Annotated in this window: 3 protein-coding genes and 1 pseudogene; all 4 read right to left on the bottom strand. The window is 33.3% G+C overall.

The genetic code is table 11. The annotated features are described in order from the left end of the window. Positions 1–782 (bottom strand): annotated as a pseudogene (locus DIU01_RS04315) (M3 family peptidase); the annotation flags it as partial. A gap of 65 nt (positions 783–847) precedes the next feature. Continuing rightward, positions 848–1,333, bottom strand: a complete 486-nt coding sequence (purE, locus tag DIU01_RS04310) for a 5-(carboxyamino)imidazole ribonucleotide mutase (protein WP_290832015.1) — start codon at positions 1,331–1,333, stop codon at positions 848–850. 93 nt (positions 1,334–1,426) lie between these two features. Next, complete coding sequence (locus DIU01_RS04305; RefSeq protein ID WP_290832014.1) at positions 1,427–2,584, bottom strand: 5-(carboxyamino)imidazole ribonucleotide synthase; 1,158 nt, start codon at positions 2,582–2,584, stop codon at positions 1,427–1,429. 47 nt (positions 2,585–2,631) lie between these two features. Beyond that, positions 2,632–3,048, bottom strand: a 417-nt coding sequence (locus DIU01_RS04300; RefSeq protein ID WP_290832013.1) for a PIN domain-containing protein, incomplete at its 5' end; no start/stop codon positions are given.

The following is a 3,048-nucleotide window of genomic DNA, read 5'->3' as shown; positions in this document are numbered from 1 at the left end:
ATGCGTTTTACGTTTTCTTTGTTATCAAATTCATTATCTTGAAATGATTTTTTTCCACCTGCTATCGCAATTTCTTTGCGTAATTCACGGTTTTCAACATAAGTCACAAAAGGCAAATAACTTGGAAAGTCTAATGTAAAAACCCAACCTTCCAATTCTTTTGATTTTGCCAAACTTGCTGCCATTTCTTTGGCGCCATCAGGCAAACCTTTTAAATCCGCTTCGTTGGTAATATGTAATTGATAATTATTGGTTTCAGCCAAAACATTTTCGCCATACGTCAATTTGATTTTGGCTAATTCGGTGTCAATTTCACGTAATTTTAATTTGTCTTCTTCGTTCAATAAAGCGCCATTTCTAGAAAATCCTTTGAATTTTTTATCTAATAAAGTCGCTTGTTCAGTAGTTAAATTCAAAGAATCTTTTTGATCATAAACAGCTTTAACTCTTTTGAACAAATCTTCGTTTAAGGCAATATCATTACTAAATTCAGTCAACAACGGAGAAACTTCTTGAGCGATTTTTTGCATTTCGTCACAAGTTTCTGCCGAATTCAAATTGAAGAAAATCGATGACAATCTATCCAATTGTTCGCCAGAAAAATCTAAAGCAACAATAGTATTTTCAAATGTTGGAGCTTCAGAATTTGTAATTATGGCATCAATTTCAGCTTTCGCTTTTGCGATATTTTCGATAAAAGCAGGTTTGTAATCTTCTAGTTTTATTTGCGAAAAAGGTGCGGTGTTATGTTTGGTGTTGAATGTTGAGGTAAGTGTTTTCATCTTTATATTACGATTAACCCTGTCAGAGTTCAAAACTCTGACAGGGTTTTATAATTAGTATAGTTTTATTTTTTCAATTCAGATGCTGCTTTATTCACAGCTTCTTTCAGGCTTTCTTTATAGAAAATTATTTTGTCAAGCACACATTTATCATGACTTCCGATGATTTGCGCGGCAAGAATTCCGGCATTTTTGGCTCCGTTTAGTGCAACAGTTGCCACAGGAACGCCACCAGGCATTTGCAAGATTGATAAAACCGAATCCCAACCATCAATAGAATTACTAGATTTTACAGGAACGCCAATTACAGGAAGAGGTGACATTGAAGCAACCATTCCAGGTAAATGAGCCGCGCCACCAGCGCCAGCAATAATCACTGAAATACCGCGATTATGTGCGTATTTACTAAAATCAAATAATTTTTCAGGTGTTCTGTGTGCTGAAACGATATCAACCTCAGTTTCGATGTCAAATCCTTTTAATATGTCAATGGCTTCTTGCATTACTGGCATATCCGAAATGCTTCCCATTATTATGGCTACTTTGCTCATGTTTGTTGTTTGTTGTTTATTGTTTATTGTTTATAGTTTATAGTTTATAGTTTATAGTTGTTTCTATTGACTACAACTGAAAACTGCGACTGATTACTGGAAACTAATCACTCTAATACTATTCTTAACTTCCTCAGCAATTTTTCTTGCTTCAACCATATTCTCATTTACAATTGTAACGTGCCCCATTTTTCTAAATGGTCTTGTTTCTCTTTTGCCATAAATGTGAGGTGTTACGCCATCAATCGCCATGATTTTTTCAATGTTTTCGTAAACTACTTGTCCCGAAAAACCTTCTTCACCGACCAAATTTACCATAATTCCGGCAACTTTGCTAGCTGTATTTCCTAAAGGTAAATCTAAAATAGCTCTCAAATGATTTTCAAATTGCGAAGTGTAACTCGCTTCTATGGAATAATGTCCCGAATTGTGTGGTCTTGGAGCAACTTCGTTTACTAAAATTTCATCGTCTTCGGTTTGAAACATTTCTACAGCTAATAGTCCAACGTGATGGAACGCTTTTGACACTTTTAAGGCAATTTCTGTTGCTTTTTGAGCCACTTTCTCGTCAATTCGAGCAGGACAAATTACATATTCTACTTGATTGGCTTCAGGATGGAATTCCATTTCAACAACAGGATAGGTTTTGACTTCACCAGAAACTGATCGAGCCACAATTACAGCCAACTCATTTTTGAAAGGAACCATTTGTTCAGCAATACATTCCACTTCAGGTAAATTGACTAAATCTATTGTAGAACGAACTATTTTTACACCATTTCCGTCGTAACCAAATTGAGCACATTTCCATACAAAAGGAAATTCTAATTCGTCTTTTTCTAGCGATTTTCTCAAGTCATTTAAATCCACAAATCGTTGATGTGGTGAAGTTGGAATATTGTTTTCAACATAAAAGTCTTTTTGACGTCCTTTATTCTGAATCAATCGCAACGTTTTTGGTGATGGAAATATTGGTAATCCTTCCGATTCCAAAACGTCTAAAGCATCAAGGTTTACGTTTTCGATTTCGATGGTTAAAAGATTAACCATTTTTCCAAATTGGTAAACGGTGTCATAATCCATCAAACTTCCTTTATAAAAAGCATTGCAACTGTATCTTGCCGGAGCTTCTTCGCTTGGTTCTAAAACCAATGTTTGAATGTCGAATTTTCTAGTTTCGGTCAAAAGCATTTTGCCTAATTGTCCGCCACCGAGAATTCCTAATTTAAAATCGGATGAGAAATAATTCATTGTGTTGTAGTTGTGTTATTTTTTTTGATTTTTCTATTTTTTAAATCTTATTCTAGTGTGCTTAAAAAATCATCGGGTGTTAGTACATTTATTTCGGCATATTTATAATCTTTCAAATCTCTTGTAACAATGCAATTCATATCATTAATTGATTGAGCAGAAACAATTTGTATTGCATCTTCAAAATCTTTATGATTGGATTTTAAACTTTTTTTCAAAATGTTAATGTCTACTGGAATAATTGATATATGTGTTAATATATGTTCAATAGCCATTCTAGTTTTTTCTTCAGAAATTGATTTTTTTAAAATGTAATGAATTGTAGAAATTGTATTTGAAGATGTATATAGAGCTATTTTTTTTTGTATTCCAAAATTGTAAATTTTCAAAGAGTTTTCAATGAATGGAATTCTATTTGCAAAAACATCTACTAAAATATTGGTGTCGATGAATATGTTTTTCAT

The sequence above is a fragment of the Flavobacterium sp. genome, assembly GCF_003525665.1.
Taxonomy (GTDB): Bacteria; Bacteroidota; Bacteroidia; order Flavobacteriales; family Flavobacteriaceae; genus Flavobacterium.
The sequence above is the reverse complement of the archived record's forward strand: the minus strand, read 5'-3'. Positions and strand labels throughout refer to the sequence as shown.

Excerpts from the sequence above, each read along its gene's own strand:
- purE (WP_290832015.1), bottom strand. The coding sequence starts at position 1,333 with ATGAGCAAAGTAGCCATAATAATGGGAAGCATTTCGGATATGCCAGTA.
- DIU01_RS04305 (WP_290832014.1), bottom strand. The coding sequence starts at position 2,584 with ATGAATTATTTCTCATCCGATTTTAAATTAGGAATTCTCGGTGGCGGA.